General features: G+C 62.4%; 14 protein-coding genes. 3 read left to right on the top strand and 11 right to left on the bottom strand.

The features are described 5' to 3' along the window. Positions 1-11: 11 nt before the first annotated feature. From nuoH to AC3RCM_RS09230, 10 genes are all read right to left on the bottom strand, one after another. The gene (nuoH, locus tag AC3RCM_RS09185) at positions 12-1019 is read right to left on the bottom strand and encodes an NADH-quinone oxidoreductase subunit NuoH (protein ID WP_003251440.1); all 1008 of its coding nucleotides are present in this window, start codon (positions 1017-1019) and stop codon (positions 12-14) included. After that, positions 1016-3730 carry an NADH-quinone oxidoreductase subunit NuoG gene (gene nuoG / locus AC3RCM_RS09190; RefSeq protein ID WP_492629534.1) on the bottom strand — a complete coding sequence of 905 codons (2715 nt, stop codon included), beginning with the start codon at positions 3728-3730 and terminating at the stop codon, positions 1016-1018. Before nuoG ends, nuoH begins: the two co-directional genes overlap by 4 nt. 132 nt (positions 3731-3862) lie before the next feature. Next, on the bottom strand, positions 3863-5224 hold the full coding sequence (nuoF, locus tag AC3RCM_RS09195; RefSeq protein WP_020192000.1) for an NADH-quinone oxidoreductase subunit NuoF: 1362 nt from the start codon (positions 5222-5224) through the stop codon (positions 3863-3865). Then, the gene (gene nuoE, locus AC3RCM_RS09200; protein WP_003251433.1) at positions 5221-5718 is read right to left on the bottom strand and encodes an NADH-quinone oxidoreductase subunit NuoE; all 498 of its coding nucleotides are present in this window, start codon (positions 5716-5718) and stop codon (positions 5221-5223) included. Before nuoE ends, nuoF begins: the two co-directional genes overlap by 4 nt. 2 nt (positions 5719-5720) lie before the next feature. Beyond that, positions 5721-7502, bottom strand: a complete 1782-nt coding sequence (gene nuoC, locus AC3RCM_RS09205) for an NADH-quinone oxidoreductase subunit C/D (RefSeq protein WP_003251431.1) — start codon at positions 7500-7502, stop codon at positions 5721-5723. A gap of 79 nt (positions 7503-7581) precedes the next feature. Then, complete coding sequence (locus AC3RCM_RS09210) at positions 7582-8259, bottom strand: NuoB/complex I 20 kDa subunit family protein (protein ID WP_003251429.1); 678 nt, start codon at positions 8257-8259, stop codon at positions 7582-7584. A gap of 9 nt (positions 8260-8268) precedes the next feature. After that, positions 8269-8682: an NADH-quinone oxidoreductase subunit A gene (locus tag AC3RCM_RS09215; RefSeq protein ID WP_003251427.1), complete on the bottom strand. Its 414-nt coding sequence runs from the start codon at positions 8680-8682 to the stop codon at positions 8269-8271. A 383-nt stretch (positions 8683-9065) separates the two neighbouring features. Then, entirely contained in the window at positions 9066-9728 is a 663-nt protein-coding gene (locus AC3RCM_RS09220; RefSeq protein ID WP_336093322.1) for a lysoplasmalogenase, read from the bottom strand. 290 nt (positions 9729-10018) lie between these two features. After that, positions 10019-11344: an isocitrate lyase gene (aceA, locus tag AC3RCM_RS09225; RefSeq protein WP_010954897.1), complete on the bottom strand. Its 1326-nt coding sequence runs from the start codon at positions 11342-11344 to the stop codon at positions 10019-10021. A 490-nt stretch (positions 11345-11834) separates the two neighbouring features. Beyond that, positions 11835-12599, bottom strand: coding sequence for a secretin N-terminal domain-containing protein (locus AC3RCM_RS09230; RefSeq protein ID WP_177409986.1), 765 nt, complete (start codon positions 12597-12599; stop codon positions 11835-11837). A 125-nt stretch (positions 12600-12724) separates the two neighbouring features. On the opposite strand from AC3RCM_RS09230, the gene AC3RCM_RS09235 reads away from it, so the two are divergent. The 3 genes from AC3RCM_RS09235 (at position 12725) to AC3RCM_RS09245 (ending at position 17189) form a co-directional block, all read left to right on the top strand. Next, on the top strand, positions 12725-13900 hold the full coding sequence (locus tag AC3RCM_RS09235) for an ATP-binding protein (protein WP_492629535.1): 1176 nt from the start codon (positions 12725-12727) through the stop codon (positions 13898-13900). Between the two features lie 53 nt (positions 13901-13953). Further along, complete coding sequence (locus tag AC3RCM_RS09240; RefSeq protein ID WP_012051775.1) at positions 13954-15663, top strand: S8/S53 family peptidase; 1710 nt, start codon at positions 13954-13956, stop codon at positions 15661-15663. 83 nt (positions 15664-15746) lie between these two features. Continuing rightward, positions 15747-17189, top strand: coding sequence for a SulP family inorganic anion transporter (locus AC3RCM_RS09245; RefSeq protein WP_020191995.1), 1443 nt, complete (start codon positions 15747-15749; stop codon positions 17187-17189). Positions 17190-17319: 130 nt separating this feature from the next. Here AC3RCM_RS09245 and fusA read toward each other — a convergent pair whose 3' ends face one another. Further along, positions 17320-19431, bottom strand: coding sequence for an elongation factor G (gene fusA, locus AC3RCM_RS09250; protein WP_064493169.1), 2112 nt, complete (start codon positions 19429-19431; stop codon positions 17320-17322). Between the last annotated feature and the right edge of the window lie 31 nt (positions 19432-19462).

Below are 19462 nucleotides of genomic sequence, written 5' to 3' on the forward strand. Positions count from 1 at the left end.
GGGTCAAATCCTCACTGGGCCGCGACGGCTGGCGTGTTGTAGAGCACGATCGCAGCGGTCACCAGCAAATTGATCAGGGTCAGCGGCAGGCAGAACTTCCAGCTGAAGTCCATCACCTGGTCATAGCGTGGGCGCGGGATCGAGGCGCGCAGCAGGATGAACAGCATGATGAAGAACGCGGTCTTCAGGGCGAACCACAGGAACGACAGTTGCGGCAGGATGCCGAACGGGCCGTGCCAGCCGCCGAAGAACAGGGTTACCAGCAGCGCCGAGATGAGGATGATGCCGATGTACTCACCGACGAAGAACATGCCCCACTTCATGCCGGCATACTCGATGTGGTAGCCGTCGGCCAGTTCCTGTTCTGCTTCCGGCTGGTCGAACGGGTGACGGTGAGTCACGGCGACGCCAGCGATGAAGAAGGTGCAGAAGCCGAAGAACTGCGGAATGATGAACCACAGGTTCTGCGCCTGGTACTCAACGATGTCGCGCATGTTGAACGAACCCACCTGCACCACCACGCCCATCAGCGCCAGGCCCAGGAACACTTCGTACGACACGGTCTGTGCCGAAGCACGCAAGCTGCCCAGCAGGGCGTACTTGTTGTTCGACGACCAGCCGGCGAACAGCACCGCGTAGACCGACAGGCCGGCCATGGCGAAGAAGAACAGCAGGCCGATGTTCAGGTCGGCAACGCCCCAGGTCGGGGTGATCGGGATGACCACGAAGGCGATCAGCAGGGCGCTCATGGCCACTACCGGTGCCAGGGTGAAGATCACGCGATCGACGAAGGGTGGGTTCCAGTCTTCCTTGAAGAACATCTTCAGCATGTCGGCAGCGATCTGGAACATGCCGAACGGGCCGACGCGGTTCGGACCGTAACGGTCCTGCCACCAGCCCAGCAGGCGGCGCTCGACGAAGCTGAGCAGCGCACCGCAGACCACCACCGCCAGCAGGACCACGATGGCCCGCAGCACGGTGAGGATCACATCGATCACTTCGGGGGTGAACCAGCTCATTGTGCTGCCTCCTGCAGACCTTCGACGGATGCACCGAAGATGGCAGGCGGAATGCCAGCCAGGCCTTTCGGCAACGCGACCAGGCCAGCGCCCAGCTCTTCATTGATACGCAGCGGCAGACGCAGGGCCACACCGGCGACGTTCAGGCTCAGCAGGGCGCCTTCGTTGACGCCCAGGCGGTCGGCTTCGGACTTGGCCAGGGCCACGTAGGCAGCCGGGATGCGTTCTTGGACCGGAGCAGCGCGCGAGGAGCTTTCTTCGCTGCCGAACAGGTGGAAGAACGGCACGGCAGTCCAGGTGCCACGGGCCGGGTTGAAGGCCCCCGGAATGGCGTTGAACCAGTTCAGGCGGTCGCCTTGCGATTCGATCAGGCGTACGCCTGGGTCACCGGCACGCAGGTGGCCACCGACCTCGTCCTGAAACTTGTTCCAGGCTTGTGGGGAGTTCCAGCCCGGCGACCAGGCGAACGGCACCTGCTGGCGCGGTTCGGCCGAACCCGAGTAGCCTTCCATGGAGAAGGCGAACGCGGTGTCCTTGTCTTGCGGGGTGCGCGGCTCGTGCACACTGATGTTGGCACGCATGGCGGTACGGCCGGAGTAGCGCAGCGGCTCACGGGCCAGCTTCATGCCCTTGATGCGGAACGCAGCGCTCGGCGCGGCGTTGACGATGCCGGCCAGTTGCGGGGCGGCTTCGGCGCAGGCGCTGGTGACGTGGTCCAGCTGGGTCCAATCGACCGGCTTGTTCAGCAGGGTGGCACGCAGGGCGTGCATCCAGCGCCAGCCTTCGTGGATCTGGATGCTGCTGTCCAGGTACTGCGGGTCGAACACCTGGAAGAAGCGCTGGGCACGGCCTTCCTGGCTGACCAGGGTACCGTCGCCTTCGGCGAACGAGGCGGCCGGCAGCACCAGGTGGGCGCGGTCGACGGTGGCGGTTTTGGAGTGATCGGCAACGATCACCACCTTGGCCGCAGCCAGGGCAGCATCGACCTTGGCGGCCGGTACGCGGGCGTACAGGTCGTTTTCCAGCACCACGATGGCATCGGCTTTGCCGCTGATGACCGCGTCCAGGGCGGCATCGACCGACTCGCCACCGAGCATGGCCAGGCCGAGGCTGTTGGCCTCAGGCACCACCAGGCTCAGCGAGCCGTTTTTCTCGCGCAGCTTCAGGGCCTTGGCGATGTTGGCAGCCGCTTCGATCAGCGCCGGGTCGGCCAGCGAAGTACCGGCTACGACCAGTGGGCGCTTGGCGGCGACCAGGGCGTCGGCGATGCGCTGGGCCAGGGCCTGAGCTTCGTCGTCCAGGCCGGCGACGGCAGGGGCGCTCGGGTCGATGGCGTGGGCCACGGCGAAACCGATGCGGGCCAGGTCGGCCGGCGCGGCGTGTACGCACTCTTCGGCGACGTCGTCGAGCTTGGTTTCAGCCAGGGATGCGATGAACAGCGGGTACAGCGCGTGCTGGCCAATGTTCTTCACGGCAGCGTCGAGCCAAGGCTGCACTTTCATCGCTTCGGCCATGGCCTCGGCCTTGCCTTTGGTGGCCTGGCGCACGGCCAGGGCAACGCGGGCAGCGGTCTGGGTCAGGTCTTCACCGAGCACGAACATGGCGTCGTGGTCTTCGATGTCGCGCAGGGTCGGCACGGGCAGCGGGCTGTTGTTCAGCACGTTCAGGGCCAGGCGTACGCGGGCCAGTTCGCCAGCTTCCATGCCCGAGTAGAAGTATTCGGCGCCGACCAGCTCACGCAGGCCGTAGTTGCTTTCGAGGCTGGCGCGTGGCGAGCCGATACCGACGATGGTACGGCCGCGCAGCAGGTCGGCGGCCTTGTCCAGGGCGGCGTCCAGGCCCAGCTTGGTGCCGTCGGCCAGTTGTGGCTGGCGTGGGCGGTCCTTGCGGTTGACGTAGCCGTAGCCGAAGCGGCCGCGGTCGCATAGGAAGTACTGGTTGACCGAACCGTTGAAGCGGTTTTCGATACGGCGCAGTTCGCCGTAGCGCTCACCCGGGCTGATGTTGCAGCCGCTGGAGCAGCCATGGCAGATGCTTGGGGCGAACTGCATGTCCCACTTGCGGTTGTAGCGCTCGGAGTGGGTCTTGTCGGTGAATACGCCGGTCGGGCAGACCTCGGTCAGGTTGCCGGAGAACTCGCTTTCCAGCACACCGTCTTCGACGCGGCCGAAGTACACGTTGTCGTGGGCGCCGTATACGCCCAGGTCGGTACCACCGGCGTAGTCCTTGTAGTAGCGCACGCAACGGTAGCAGGCGATGCAGCGGTTCATCTCATGGGCGATGAACGGGCCGAGGTCCTGGTTCTGGTGGGTACGCTTGGTGAAACGGTAGCGGCGCTCGTTGTGGCCGGTCATTACCGTCATGTCCTGCAGGTGGCAGTGACCGCCTTCCTCGCACACCGGGCAGTCGTGCGGGTGGTTGGTCATCAGCCATTCGACGACGCTGGCGCGGAACGCCTTCGACTCTTCGTCGTCGATGGAGATCCAGGTGCCGTCGGAAGCAGGGGTCATGCAGGACATGACGATACGACCACGGGTGTCGTTCTCGTCGGTGTACTGCTTGACTGCGCACTGCCGGCAGGCGCCAACGCTACCAAGCGCCGGGTGCCAGCAGAAATAAGGGATGTCGAGGCCGAGCGACAGACACGCCTGTAACAGGTTGTCTGCACCGTTGACTTCGAGCGCTTTGCCGTCTACGTGGATAGTGGCCATTGTTCAAAGTTCTTCGTTGGCCCGCGTGAGCGGGCGTGGCTAATGGAAATCGGTGAGCTTGCGACACGCCTCGATTGCTCGGGCCTGCCGGTAAGCTGGCGAGTGGCACGGACCACCCGCCTAATCATCTTGTTATGCGCCGACCACGATCGGCTTCGCCAGGTCGGGGCGCAGGGTGGCAGCGCTTTCTGGCGCCACACCGGCCTCGAACTCCGAGCGGAAGTATTTGATGGCACTGCCCAGCGGCTCGACGGCACCCGGTGCGTGAGCACAGAAGGTACGGCCTGGGCCGAGGAAGTTGACCAGCCCCAGCAGCGTCTCGATGTCTTCGGCGCGGCCCTGGCCTCTTTCCAGTGCACGCAGCATCTTCACGCTCCACGGCAGGCCGTCACGGCATGGCGTGCACCAGCCGCACGACTCGCGGGCGAAGAACTCTTCCATGTTGCGCAGCAGCGACACCATGTTGATGCTGTCGTCGACCGCCATGGCCAGGCCAGTACCCATACGGGTGCCGACCTTGGCGATGCCACCGGCGTACATTTGCGCATCGAGGTGCTCAGGCAGCAGGAAGCCGGTACCGGCGCCGCCTGGCTGCCAGCACTTGAGCTTGAAGCCATCGCGCATGCCACCGGCGTAGTCTTCGAACAGTTCGCGCGCGGTAACGCCGAATGGCAGTTCCCACAGGCCTGGGTTCTTTACCTTGCCGGAGAAGCCCATCAGCTTGGTGCCATGGTCTTCGCTGCCTTCGCGGGCCAGCGACTTGTACCAGTCGTTGCCGTTGGCGACGATGGCCGGGACGTTGCACAGGGTTTCGACGTTGTTCACGCACGTCGGCTTGCCCCACACGCCAACGGCGGCAGGGAAGGGCGGCTTGGAGCGCGGGTTGGCGCGGCGGCCTTCCAGCGAGTTGATCAGCGCGGTTTCTTCACCGCAGATGTAGCGGCCGGCACCGGTGTGCACGAACAGCTCGAAATCGAAACCGCTGCCCAGGATGTTCTTGCCCAGCAGGCCGGCGGCCTTGGCTTCATCGATGGCGCGGTTGAGGTTCTTCGCTGCGGTGGTGTATTCGCCACGCAGGAAGATGTAGCCGCGGTAGGCCTTGAGGGCGCGGGCGCTGATCAGCATGCCCTCGACCAGCAGATGGGGCTGTTGCTCCATCAGCATGCGGTCCTTCCAGGTGTTCGGCTCCATTTCGTCCGCGTTGCACAGCAGGTAGCGGATGTTCATGGATTCGTCTTTGGGCATCAGGCCCCACTTCACGCCAGTGGGGAAGCCTGCACCGCCACGGCCCTTGAGGCCGGAGTCCTTGACGCTTTGCACGATGTCGTCGGCGGACATTTGCGCCAGCGCCTTGCGGGCTGCGGCGTAGCCGTTCTTCGATTCGTACTCGGCCAGCCAGACCGGCTCGCCGTCGTCACGCAGGCGCCAGGTCAGCGGGTGGGTTTCGGCCGAGCGCGCGATGCGGTTGGCCGGGCCGAAGGAAGTAATGGTCATACGTAACCCTCCAGCAGTTTGGAAACGCCAGCCGGCTGCACGTCACCGAAGGTGTCGTCGTCGATCATCAGTGCCGGGGCCTTGTCGCAGTTGCCCAGGCAGCACACGGGCAGCAGGGTGAAACGGCCGTCGGCGGTGGTCTGGCCGAGGCCGATGCCCAGCTCGCTCTGGATCTGGCTGACGACCGACTCATGGCCGCCGATGTAGCAGACCATGCTGTCGCACACGCGGATGATGTGGCGGCCGACCGGTTGGCGGAAGATCTGGCTGTAGAAGGTGGCGACACCCTCGACGTCGCTGGCCGGAATGCCCAGCACTTCGCCGATGGCGTGAATGGCGCCGTCCGGCACCCAGCCACGCTCCTTCTGGACGATCTTCAGGGCTTCGATGGACGCCGCGCGCGGGTCCTCGTAGTGATGCATTTCGTGCTCGATGGCCGAGCGCTCGGTTTCGCTCAGGGCGAAACGGTCTGTCTGGATAAGCGTGCTGTTCATGCTTAGCGGTCCACGTCAGCCATAACGAAGTCGATACTGCCCAGGTACGCAATGAGGTCGGCAACCATGCTGCCTTTGATCACCGAAGGGATCTGCTGCAGGTGCGGGTAGCTCGGGGTGCGGATCCGGGTGCGGTAGCTCATGGTGCCGCCATCGCTCGTCAGGTAGTAACTGTTGATGCCCTTGGTCGCTTCGATCATCTGGAACGACTCGTTGGCCGGCATGACCGGGCCCCACGAGACTTGCAGGAAGTGCGTGATCAGGGTTTCGATGTGCTGCAGGGTGCGCTCTTTCGGCGGCGGCGTGGTCAGCGGGTGATCCGCCTTGTACGGGCCTTCCGGCATGTTGCGCAGGCACTGGTCGATGATGCGGATACTCTGACGCATCTCCTCGACACGGACCATGCAGCGATCGTAGGCATCGCCGTTGTGGGCCAGCGGTACTTCGAACTCGAAGTTTTCGTAGCCGGAGTAAGGACGGGCTTTACGCAGGTCGAAGTTGCAACCGGTGGCACGCAAGCCGGCACCGGTGGTGCCCCATTCCAGCGCTTCCTTGGTGTTGTACGCGGCAACGCCGATGGTACGGCCCTTGAGGATGCTGTTTTGCAGGGCGGCCTTGGTGTATTCGTCGAGGCGCTTGGGCAGCCACTCGACAAAGTCCTTGACCAGCTTGTCCCAGCCACGTGGCAGGTCGTGGGCGACGCCACCGATGCGGTACCAGGCCGGGTGCAGGCGGAAACCGGTGATCGCTTCGATCACGGTGTAGGCGCGCTGGCGGTCGGTGAAGGTGAAGAACACCGGGGTCATGGCGCCGACGTCCTGGATGTAGGTACCCAGGAACAGCAGGTGGCTGGTGATGCGGAAGAACTCGGCCAGCATGATGCGAATCACGTCGACCTTCTGCGGCACCTTGATGCCGGCCAGCTTCTCTACCGCAAGCACGTACGGCAGGTTGTTCATCACCCCGCCGAGGTAATCGATACGGTCGGTATAGGGGATGAAGCTGTGCCAGGACTGGCGCTCGGCCATTTTTTCGGCGCCACGGTGGTGGTAGCCGATGTCCGGTACGCAGTCGACGATTTCTTCACCGTCCAGCTGCAGGACGATACGGAACGCACCGTGCGCCGAAGGGTGGTTGGGGCCGAGGTTGAGGAACATGTAGTCCTCGTTGGCGCCCTGACGCTTCATGCCCCAGGCTTCCGGGTTGAAGCGTGCCGATTCCTCTTCAAGCTGCTGCTTGGCCAGGGTCAGGCTGTAGGGGTCGAACTCGGTCGCACGGGCAGGGTAGTCCTTGCGCAGCGGGTGACCTTCCCAGGTCGGCGGCATCATGATGCGGCTGAGGTGCGGGTGGCCGGCAAAGTCGATGCCGAACATGTCCCAGACTTCGCGCTCGTACCAGTTGGCGTTTGGCCAGATGCCCGTCACGGTCGGCAGGTTCAGGTCGCCTTCGCTGAGCGACACCTTGATCATCACATCGCTGTTACGCTCGATCGACAACAGGTGGTAGAACACGCTGAAATCGGCGGCTGGCAGGCCACGGCGCTGGGTGCGCAGGCGCTCGTCGACGCCATGCAGGTCGTACAGCATGCTGTAAGGCTTGGCGACGCCGCGCAGGAAACTGAGCACCTCTTTGAGCTGGGCGCGTTTTACCCACAGCACGGGCATGCCGGTGCGGGTCTCCTGGGCGACGAATGCTTCGGCGCCAAAACGGTTGTTCAGTTCGACGACCACATCCTGGTCGTCAGCCTTGTAGGGCGGAATGAAAATAGCGTTGTCCGCTGTCATGGTCTCGGTCGCTTTGGGTCAACGTTAAGAATGAAGCCAGGCCGCCGGCTCCTTCGGGAGCGGGCGGCAGGTCGCTGGATCAGACTTCGTCGGGGCTGCGCAGGTTGGTTACTGCAATGCGCTGCTCACGACGCAGGTCTTTCTGGGCTGGCATCTCGGCACGGTAAATACCTTGATCACCAACAACCCAGGAAAGCGGGCGTCGTTCTTGGCCGATCGACTCCTGCAGCAGCATCAAGCCTTGCAGGAAAGCCTCAGGGCGTGGCGGGCAGCCAGGCACATAGACGTCCACGGGGAGGAACTTGTCGACCCCCTGAACGACCGAGTAGATGTCGTACATGCCACCGGAGTTGGCGCACGAACCCATGGAAATGACCCATTTCGGTTCGAGCATCTGCTCGTACAGGCGCTGGATGATCGGCGCCATCTTCACGAAGCAGGTACCGGCAATGACCATGAAGTCGGCCTGACGCGGCGAGGCCCGGATGACTTCGGCGCCGAAGCGGGCGATGTCGTGGGGTGCCGTGAAGGCCGTGGTCATTTCCACGTAGCAGCAGGACAGGCCGAAGTTGTACGGCCAGAGGGAGTTCTTGCGGCCCCAATTGACCGCGCCACGCAGCACATCTTCAAGTTTGCCCATGAAGATGTTCTTGTGGACCTGGTCCTCCAGCAGTTGATCGGTGACGGTTTCCCGTTCACCGACCGGGTACTGCTCGTTGGGCGCATCCGGATCGATTCTGGTGAGATTGTATTGCATGCCAAAGCCTCATTGTTTCAGCTTCGCTTGCCGCTTGCGGCGACCTTCGGGAGCCCAATCAAGTGCCCCGACGCGCCATAGGTAGACAAGACCTGCCAACAGAATTGCTATGAAAACGAGTGCTTCGACGAATCCGGTCCAGCCGCTCTCGCGGACGGACACAGACCATGCAAAGAGAAAGAGGGCTTCGATATCGAAGATCACGAACAGCATCGCGACCAGATAGAATTTGGCGGACAGGCGCAGGCGAGCGCTGCCGACGGGCAGCATGCCGGATTCGAAGGGTTCGTTCTTGGCGCGGCCCCAAGCCTTGCTACCGAGCAGGCTGGACAGGCCGAGCATGAAGGCGCACAGGCCGACGACACCCAGGAGGAAGATGGCAAAGCCCCAGTTGTGGGCGATGAGTCCTGCCGAATCGGACATGCTAGAGATCCTTATACAGAGACCCAGCTCTGCAGTCTGAAATAAGTGTAGAGCGGCGACTTGGCGTCGCACATGCAGTGACCAAATGTCGCAGCCGAATCAATCGCGCTGATTTTATGGGTAAACCTGGTGCAAGTAAAATTTCTGTCGCAAATTTATTCGTAGGATTAAGTACAAAAACCGTTCGTAACTGGCTGAGAGCCTTGAAATTCGGGCATTACGCGCGGTTTTGTTAATTATGTTTCTTGCGGCAGGTAACGAATTGCAACCCCTGTAATGATAATTAATATCATTTGAGCTGCTACCGTTGAATTTGGCTCTTCTGTGCCTTGTAAAGTTCATCTGGCGATTCCCCCTACTTGCAATTGCCAAAAACCCTTGTTCTAGCAGCTCTCGGTCCTGCGTGCACCGCTCTGGGTCAATACTTTATCGGTTGAGCGATGACTGACTGATGAAGCGATGGCCCATTGGCCGAGCCAGTAGGCGAGGATGATCAGGTACGGTGCGGCGGCGAACGGGCTGACAAAGCGGTCGATGCCGATCAGGCTGTCGGAGAACACGAACAGGCCGGCACCCAGTGCTGCCACTCCCCCGCAGGCCAGTGCGCGCCAGAGCATGGCGCTGATGGCCAGGGCGTAGAGCGCTACCGGGATCAGCAACGGGCCGAGGCCGTGGCTGGCCAGTACACCGAGCAGCGCGATGCCAGTGATTGCGCTGAAGATCAGTGCGGGCAGGGCGGGGCGCAGGGTAATGCCGCAATAGCCGCGCAGGTAAGCAAGGTGAGCGCAAAGGAAGGCGGCCAAGCCGAACACGAACAGGTCGGCGGGGATGGCCAGCAGGATGTCACCGAGTACCGAGAAGCCCAGGCCGATCGAGATCCATGTGCGATAAGGCGAAACCGGGGTGCTGCGCAGCCAGGCAATCAAGGCCAGCACCGGGATGGGTTTGGCCATCAGGGCGAGCAGGGTGTTGTCGCTGGCCAGTGCATATATATAGAGGGCAGCGGCGGTCAGGGCGAGAATCATCAGGTGGCTTGGACGAGGCATGGGCGGTCCCTGCTGCTGGGCTGCCACAAGCATAGACCTGATCCAGGGTTTTGCTGTGGCCCGTGCCGGCCCTTTCGCGGGTAAACCCGTTCCTGCAGCGGCCTGCGCCCAATCGCCGATGTGTGTCTCCTCCCGATCAGTGTAGGAGCGGGTTTACCCGCGAATACGGTAGCGGCGGCAACGGTGAACGGCTGGTGAAAATTGGCCAGCAGGCCCGGCCCTTTCTCGGGTAAAAACAAAGGCCCGGAGCTTTCACAAGCCCCGGGCCTTTGTTCAACGGCAACCCACTATCAGTGGAACTGCTCTTCTTCGGTCGAGCCGGTCAGTGCAGTCACCGACGAAGCGCCACCCTGGATCACGGTGGTCATGTCGTCGAAGTAGCCGGTGCCCACTTCCTGCTGGTGCGCCACGAAGGTGTAGCCCTTGCTGGCGTCAGCGAATTCCTGCTCCTGCAGCTTCACGTAGGCGGTCATGTCGTTACGGGCGTAGTCGTGCGCCAGGTTGAACATGCCGTGCCACATGTTGTGGATGCCGGCCAGGGTGATGAACTGATGCTTGTAACCCATGGCCGACAGCTCGCGCTGGAACTTGGCGATGGTGGCGTCGTCCAGGTTTTTCTTCCAGTTGAAGGAAGGCGAGCAGTTGTACGACAGGATCTGGTCCGGGTATTCCTTCTTGATCGCCTCGGCGAAACGGCGGGCTTCGTCCAGGTCCGGCTTGGCCGTTTCGCACCAGATCAGGTCGGCGTACGGGGCGTAGGCCAGGCCGCGGGCAATGGCCTGGTCGAGGCCGGCGCGGACCTTGTAGAAGCCTTCGCGGGTGCGCTCGCCAACCACGAACGGCTGGTCGTACGGGTCGCAGTCGCTGGTCAGCAGGTCGGCGGCGTTGGCATCGGTGCGGGCCAGGATGATGGTCGGTACACCCGACACGTCAGCGGCCAGGCGCGCGGCTACCAGCTTCTGTACGGCTTCCTGGGTCGGTACCAGCACCTTGCCGCCCATGTGGCCGCATTTTTTAACCGAGGCCAGCTGGTCTTCGAAGTGCACGCCGGCGGCGCCTGCTTCGATCATGTTCTTCATCAGCTCGTAGGCGTTCAGTACGCCACCGAAACCGGCTTCGGCGTCGGCCACGATGGGCGCGAAGTAGTCGATGTAGCCGTCGTCGCCCGGGTTCTTGCCGGCTTTCCACTGGATCTGGTCGGCGCGGCGGAACGCGTTGTTGATGCGTTTGACCACGGTCGGTACCGAGTCGACCGGGTACAGCGACTGGTCAGGGTACATCGACTCGGCCGAGTTGTTGTCGGCGGCAACCTGCCAGCCGGACAGGTAGATGGCCTGGATGCCGGCCTTGACTTGTTGTACAGCCTGGCCGCCGGTCAGGGCGCCCATGCAGTTGACGAAATCTTTGTCGGGGCGGAAGGACGGGTGAGCACCTTCGGTGACCAGCTTCCACAGTTTTTCTGCACCCTGACGGGCAAAGGTGTGCTCAGGTTGCACGGAGCCACGCAGGCGAACGACATCAGCGGCGGTGTAGGTACGGGTCACGCCTTTCCAGCGCGGGTTTTCGGCCCAGTCTTTCTCGAGGGCTGCAATTTGCTGTTCGCGTGTCAGTGCCATGGAAATAAACCTCGTCGCATCGATCTTGGGTTAATTGTGCTGATGCTCGGAGCAGATCAGGTGCCTGGCGGCTGTCCTGTTCGCAGGAATGCGGCGGCGAACGCGAAGGCTCGAAGGGGAAGGGTGGGCAGACCAGGCGAAGGTGTGCTCCGGCAGGTCGGCTCGTGGTTGCCTTGCTGCGGTGCGACGCGATTGCCAGTACTGCGGTGATGCGCTTCCGTCCCTCGGGACAACTTCTTCGTTGCAGTCGCAATCCCGTCGAACCGCCTTGTGGGCCGTATAGACACGAGGCGCCTCCAGGGGTGGGAGGAGTACGCCTCGAAGGCCCTTGCCAGGGCCCCTGATTAGCGGGAGCGAGGCCATCATGCCCTTGGGAAAAAGACCCTGTCAAATGTTTTGTAGTGCTTTTTTGTCCTTACTACATCTTTGGTCTAATGCGACTTGGCAGTCAGTTTCAAGGCCTTTGGTCGAAGCCTTGAATTGCCTGGGATCAGTCCACAAGGTCGACTTTGACCCGCAATGTCATGTTTTCACCCCGTTGGGTGCTGTACGTGTGGCTTGACGCGCTGCGGTCGGCTTGGCTCTGCTGGTTGAACCCCGCCAGGGTGATCCACTCGCCGAGCTTGCCAGTGACTGTCGTGTCGGTACTTTGCACTTTCACTACATCTGCACGTTCATGGCTGATACGGTCATTATTGCTGCTTATTTGCAGACGAACCGTTTCGCCGCTCAGGCTTGGGGTTACGTAGAAGCCTTGGGTCACGTTGCGGTATTCGGTGTTGCTCTGAATGCGCCCATAGCCGTCTGTGCTGGTGCTGGTAATGGGGATGCTCTGGCCCACCTGGATCAGGGCCGGTTGCCCTTCGCTGGCTTGTACCTGCTGCATGCCGCCGTCGCGGTTGCTGGTGCCGTAGTGAATGACGCGTGCGTTGCCGCGGTTGTCCTGGAAATTGCTGTCGTTGTTGTCGACGCTGATCAGCAGGCGCTTGGGCGCGGTGTCCAGCTGTTGCAGCAGGGCGCGCAGGTCGTCGATGCGCTCGGGGCTGGCGTTGACGATCAGTTTGTTCTCGAAGGCGCTGACCGTGCCGTCCTTGCCGATGAAAGCCTGCAGGGCGGGCAGCAGTTCGGCGCTGCTGCGATGCTGAAGTGGCACCACCTCGGTGGCGGCGTGGGCGGTGAGGCTGGCGACCAGCAACAGGGAGGCGAAAAGGGGGCGTAGCGGCATGTCCATGATCTCCGCAGGTGGAACCAACATGATGGCAAATTTGCTGACTTTTTGCCGGATCTGGATCACGCAGGCACGGTTGCAGTCGGTCGTATTATCCTGATTTATCTTGTAGGCTATAAATTATAGTAGGCAAGATAATTGAGGTTAATTGCATGTCTCCCGTTCGCCCGCTCCTACGCCGTAATCAGTTGGCCAACGTACTGGCCCAAGACTTGGCCGGCGAGTCGTTGGTCGATTACAGCTCGGGCATGTTCCTGGCCGCGCCCCGGCGTACGGGCAAGAGCACCTTCCTCAACAACGACTTCATACCTGAATGCGTACAGCGCGGCTGGCTACCGGTTTACGTCGACCTGTGGTCGGATCGTGACGCCGCCCCTGCGCAGCTCATCAGTGGCGCCATCGGTACTGCGCTGGCCAGATTCGAAGGTGCGCTGGCCAGGACGGCGAAAAAGGCCGGTATCGACAAGATCAACCTGCTGCGCACCCTGAGCTGGGATTTCACCCGCCCGCAACTGCCTGCGGGGACTACCCTGGCCCAGGCGCTTGCCGTGTTGCATCAAGTGTCAGGGCAGCTGGTAGTGCTGATCATCGACGAGGCTCAGCACGCCCTTAACAGCGAAGATGGCCTCAATGCGATGTTCGCGCTGAAAGCCGCGCGTGACCATCTTAACCGTGGCGACCGTCCGGACGGCTTGCGCCTGGTGTTCACGGGCTCTAGTCGCGACAAGCTGGCCAACCTGGTACTCAAGAGCAAGCAGCCATTCTTTGGTGCCAGCATCACGCCATTTCCGTTGCTGGGGCGTGAATATGTCGAATTCATCACCGCCTTGTGGAACCGTCGCCTGGCCGACAGTAACCAGTTCAAGGTAGAGGACCTGGCATACGCGTTCGAATTGGTCGGCCGGCGCCCGGAAATGCTCAACAAACTGTTGGCCGAAGTTAGCGTCGGCCTGGGTGAGGCGGGCAACCTGGGTGAACTGCTGCGCAATGGGGCGCTGAACCATCAAGCCGGGGTGTGGAGTGACTACGAAAGCGCTTGGAACGAACTTACGCCGTTGCAGCAGGCCGTGCTAGCGGTCATGGCCGAGCGCACGCTGGGCCGGCAGCCGTTTTCCCCATTTACCGAGCAAACCCTGGTTGAGGTCAGCCGCAAGCTGGAGCAGGCCCAGGCGGTAGCCAACGTCAACACGGCAAACGTACAGAAGGCCCTCGACGCCCTGCGCGACAAGGAGCTGGTATGGAAGGCCAATCGTGGCGAGTACGCGTTGGAGGATACTTCCATGGCCGAATGGCTCGCCCGCGACCAGGCAGTTGCCAGCCACAGGTGAACCTTTGAGGTGCCCCGTAAGTCGCACTCACAGGGAGCGCGTGGGGTGATTGCATGAACGGTGTCCTGATCTTGCTGTTATGGCTTTGCAGTCTGGGTGCACAGGCTGCAGCGGACACGCTGCGCATCAAGCAGTTGCAGCGTTGCGGCGACTTGTTCAGCGATAGCCAGCAGCAATGGTGCCTGCGTGCCGAGGGGCTCGGGGCAAACCTGCCAACGGTATGGTTGGGCGGTGTGCGGCTGTCAGAAGCCAATGTCGGGCGGCAAGGTGACCGGCTGACGCTGAAACTGGCGAGAGAAGCCCAGCGCAGCGCCCCGCTCTGGCTGGCCGATGGCGGCCGCACCAGCAACCCGGTATGGCTGACCCGCCAGCGCAGTCATGTGATCGCCGCAGGGCCTGATGAAGTGGCGAAGAACATGGACGGCCTGACCACTTATGTCGATCTGGTCAGCCTGTTGATCGAAGAAAAATACGACGGCCTCGGCGAGGCCCGGCGCATCGCCGGTAAATACGGCGCCCAGGTTGTCGGTGCCATACCGCCGCTGAATGTCTACCAGTTGCGCTTGCCGGTAAAGAACCTGGTGCAGCGCGATGCGATGGTCCTGCGCATGGGCAGTGAAGTCAGCGTGGATGCCGTGATTGTCGAAGAGTCCGCCCCCGAGCGCGGGGAGGAGGGCAATGGGCGCGGCACCCGGGCCATCGACCAGGCGGACGAATGGGCGGCCAATCGCTTCATGGACGCGCTGTATTTCTACCGGCGCCGGATTGCCGCCTCTGGCTTGCCGGTGAAGCCCGTGCGGGTCGGGGTAATCGAGCGTGAAGTGGACTTTGACGCCCCAGGGTTCGGCGATTATCGAGGGGGCTGCGAACGAGGCCAGACATGCCTCTTCGCTCGCGACGGTGATCGCCCGGCCAGCCACGGCAGCCATGTTGCGGGCATTCTCGCTGCGCAGGGTGAGGGCTTTTTGCCGGGGCTGGGCAAGCACAGCCCTGGCTTCGAGGTGGTGGTAGAGCGCAACTCGGATGCCGGTATCACCGCCAACATCGCTGCCTCGGTGAACCTGGTCGAAGATGGCGTGCGGGTGCTGAACTGGAGCTGGGGCATCCACCGGGTCGGCGCGCGCGATGTCAACGGTGATGAGGTCGATTCGCTGGTGCGTTCCGGGCTGGCAATGAGTGGCTACGAGGAGTTGCTTGAGGAGTTTTTCCTCTGGCTGCGCAAGGAGCACCCTGATGTGGTGGTGGTGAATTCGGCGGGCAATGGTGCGTCCTGGTCGGGGACCGATGAATATCGCCTGCCTTCGTCATTCATCACCGAACAATTGCTGGTGGTGGGCGGGCATCAGCGCAGTGGCAAGGCTACGGCAGTTGAAGCCCACGATCATGTGCGCAAGCGTCACAGTTCCAACATCGACATGCGCGTGGATGTCAGTGCTGCTGCCTGCATACGCCCGGTGTCTGCCGAGGCTGCGCATTGCGGCACGTCGTACGCAACACCCTTGGTGACTGCCACTGTGGCGACGATGCTGTCGATCAACCCGGCACTTACCCCGGAACAGGTGCGCATGCTGTTGCGGCGCAGTGCCTTGACCCTGGGCGCCGAACAGGATTTTGAAGCGATGGATGCCGAAGACCTGACGGCGCCGATCCTGCCCTCAGAGCGTGGCGGCCGCCTGAACGACCCGGACCTGGGCCGTTCGGCGCGCCTGGACATGCAGCGTGCGCTGGACCTGGCCGTGCAGAGCCTGGAACGGGTGCGTTGAGCGGTGGCCGCTGTCAGACAAATTCCGTAACATCGCGCCCCTCGTTTTTCTAACGTCCGTCAGGACTGCACCACAGGAAGCCCATGAAGCCCGCCCGACTACGCGCCGACCTGCTCGCCGGCCTCACCACCTCGTTCGCCTTGGTCCCCGAGTGCATCGCCTTTGCCCTGGTGGCCCATCTCAACCCGCTGATGGGCCTGTATGGCGCGTTCATCATTTGTACCCTGACGGCGCTGTTCGGCGGGCGGCCGGGGATGATCTCAGGCGCTGCCGGCTCGATGGCGGTGGTGATCGTCGCCTTGGTGGTGCAGCACGGCGTGCAGTACCTGCTGGCCACGGTGCTGCTGGGCGGTGTGGTGATGATCCTGTTCGGCCTGCTGCGCCTGGGCAAACTGGTGCGCCTGGTGCCATACCCGGTCATGCTTGGCTTCGTGAACGGCCTGGCCATCGTCATCGCCATGGCTCAGCTGGAGCATTTCAAGGACGGCGAACACTGGCTCAGTGGCACGCCGCTGTACCTGATGATCGGCCTGGTCGCGCTGACCATGGCGGTGGTTTATGTGCTGCCGAAACTGACCCGTGCGGTGCCGCCGGCCTTGGTGGCGATCCTCGGTGTTGGCCTGCTGGTGTACGTGCTCGGGCTGCCTACCCGCACCCTGGGCGACATGGCGCATATCGCCGGTGGCCTGCCGGGGCTGGCACTGCCGGATGTGCCCTGGAATCTGGAAACCCTGAAGATCATCGCCCCCTACGCGGTGCTGATGGCCATGGTCGGCCTGCTGGAAACCCTGCTCACCCTCAACCTGACCGATGAGATCACCGAGAGCCGTGGCTTCCCGGACCGCGAGTGTGTGGCATTGGGCGCTGCGAACATGGTGTCGGGCCTGTGCGGCGGCATGGGCGGCTGCGCGATGATCGGGCAGACGGTGATCAACCTCAGCTCCAATGGCCGGGGCCGGTTGTCGGGGGTAGTGGCCGGGGTAATGATTCTGCTGTTCGTGCTGTTCCTGTCGCCGCTGATCGAGCGCATTCCCCTGGCGGCGCTGGTTGGGGTGATGTTCGTGGTGGCCCAGCAGACTTTTGCCTGGGCGTCGTTGCGGGTGTTGCACAAGGTGCCGGTGAATGATGTGCTGGCGATCGTTGCGGTGACTGTGGTCACGGTGCTGACCGACCTGGCCATGGCAGTGCTGTTCGGTATCATCATCGCGGCGCTTAACTTTGCCTGGCAGCATGCGCGGGAGCTGTATGCCGACACCCATGAGGACGCGGAGGGCGGCAAGCGTTATCAACTGCATGGCACGCTGTTCTTTGCCTCGACCACCTCGTTCCTCAACCAGTTCGACACGGCCGGGGACCCGGCCCAGGTCACGCTGGATTGCCAGCATTTGAGCTTTGTCGATTATTCGGCCGTTGCGGCGCTGAAAACCCTGCGCGAGCGCTATGCCAAGGCGGGCAAGCATTTGCGCGTGGTGCATTTGTCGGAGCGGTGCAAGAAGCTGTTGAAGCGGGCGGGCGAGCAGCATTGAAAACTGTTGCTGCCTGTGCCGGCCTCTTCGCGGGTAAACCCGCTCCTACAGGGGGGCGCACAATGTTTGGGCCTGCGGCCATCCTGTAGGAGCGGGTTTACCCGCGAAGAGGCCGGTACAGGAGAACCGCTTACTCCCCGCGGCTCTTCTTGACGATGCCATCGGCAATGCTCGCCGGGGCCTCGGCATAGCGGGTGAACTCCATCGAGAAGCTGGCCCGGCCCTGGGTCATCGAGCGCATCGAGGTGGCGTAGCCGAACATTTCACCCAGCGGCACTTCGGCACGTATCACCTTGCCAGCCGGTGTTTCATCACCGTCCTGGATCATGCCGCGACGTCGGCTCAAGTCGCCGAGGATGTCGCCCTGATATTCCTCGGGCGTCACCACCTCTACCTTCATCACCGGCTCCAGCAACACTGCGCCGCCTTTCTGCGACAACTGCTTGGTGGCCATTGACGCGGCGATCTTGTAGGCCATCTCGTTGGAGTCGACATCGTGGTACGAGCCATCGAACACGGCGGCCTTGAGGTTGATCAGGGGGTAGCCGGCAAGCACGCCGTTCTTCATTTGCTCTTCGATACCCTTCTGGATTGCCGGGATGTACTCGCGGGGTACCACGCCGCCGACGATCTCGTTGATGAACTCCAGGCCTTCTTTGCCTTCATCACCGGGGGCGAAACGGATCCAGCAATGGCCGTATTGGCCACGGCCACCGGACTGGCGCACGAAACGCCCCTCGATCTCGCAGGTATTGCGGATTTTTTCCCGGTAGGCCACCTGCGGCTTGCCGATGTTGGCCTCGACGTTGAACTCGCGGCGCATGCGGTCGACGATGATATCCAGGTGCAGCTCGCCCATGCCCGAGATGATGGTCTGGCCAGTCTCTTCATCGGTACGCACGCGGAATGAGGGGTCTTCCTGGGCCAGCTTGCCCAGCGCGATCCCCATTTTTTCCTGGTCGGCCTTGGTTTTCGGCTCTACTGCGACGGAAATCACCGGGTCGGGGAAGTCCATGCGTTCGAGGATGATCGGTTTGTCCATGTCGCACAGGGTATCGCCGGTGGTCACGTCCTTCATGCCGATCAGTGCGGCGATGTCGCCGGCACACACGTCCTTGATTTCGGCACGCTGGTTGGCATGCATCTGCACCATGCGGCCGATGCGTTCCTTCTTGCCTTTGACCGAGTTGAGTACCGCATTGCCTGAGCTGAGCACGCCGGAATAAACGCGGGCGAAGGTGAGGGTGCCGACGAACGGGTCGGTGGCGATCTTGAAAGCCAGTGCCGAGAACGGCTCTTTGTCGTCGGCGTGGCGTTCCAGGTGCTTTTCTTCATCATCCGGGTCGGTGCCGCGGATGGCAGGAATTTCCGAGGGGGCGGGCAGATAGTCGATCACCGCGTCGAGCATCAGCGGCACGCCCTTGTTCTTGAACGATGAGCCGAGGATGGTCGGCACGATTTCGTTGGCGATGGTGCGCTGGCGCAACCCGGCCTTGATCTCTTCGATGCTCAGCTCCTCGCCATCGAGAAACTTCATGGTCAGCTCGTCATTGGCCTCGGCCGCAGCTTCGATCATGTGCGCGCGCCATTCGTCGGCAAGCTCCTGCAGATCGGCGGGAATATCTTCTTCGCGGTAACTGGTGCCCTGGTCGGCATCGTTCCAGTAGATGGCCTTCATCTTCACCAGGTCGATCTGGCCCATGAAGTTTTCTTCGCTGCCGATGGCCAGCTGGATGGGTACCGGGTGGTGCCCCAGGCGCTGATCGATCTGCTTGACCACGCGCAGGAAGTCGGCCCCCTGGCGGTCCATCTTGTTGATGTAGGCCAAGCGTGGCACGTGATACTTGTTGGCCTGGCGCCAGACCGTCTCGGACTGCGGCTCGACGCCGTCAGCACCGCTGAATACCACGACCGCGCCATCGAGCACGCGCAATGAACGCTCCACCTCGATGGTGAAATCGACGTGGCCTGGGGTGTCGATGATGTTGAAACGGTACTTGTGGGCGAACTGCTTGGTCGAGCCTTGCCAGAACGCTGTGGTCGCCGCCGAGGTGATGGTGATGCCGCGTTCCTGCTCCTGGGCCATCCAGTCCATGGTCGCCGCGCCATCGTGCACTTCGCCCATCTTGTGGTTGACCCCGGTGTAGAACAGGATCCGCTCGGTGGTCGTGGTCTTGCCGGCATCCACGTGGGCGACGATGCCGATATTGCGGTACAGCTCGATGGGCGTTGTGCGGGCCATGGCGGACTACCTGTGGGTGGACGGATTCCAC

The sequence above is a fragment of the Pseudomonas sp. GW823-FHT05G12 genome, assembly GCF_058795575.1.